This is a genomic window from Nostoc sp. DedQUE02 (genome assembly GCF_034531035.1).
Lineage (GTDB): Bacteria > Cyanobacteriota > Cyanobacteriia > Cyanobacteriales > Nostocaceae > Nostoc.
Genome location: NZ_JAVRBY020000071.1, coordinates 34725 through 34984, shown reverse-complemented (window position 1 = coordinate 34984; position 260 = coordinate 34725).

The following is a 260-nucleotide window of genomic DNA, read 5'->3' as shown; positions in this document are numbered from 1 at the left end:
TTTCAAAATGCCGACGCCTCACCTGAACGCTAAAGGTGTTCTGAGGTCATAGCCTTTAGGATGTCATCGATGTCTTTGACGTAGGGTTTGGCTGCCTCTGCCAGATTTCCCAATGTCTCTGTTGCATATAAACGAAGAAAGAGGTCAACGGATTTATCCTTGAGGATGTCAGCGATGTCTTTGACGTAGGGATATCGGAAGAGCCACGTGTTGGCAAAGACTTTTCATGCCCGTGAAGAACACTCTTTGACACGGAAAAT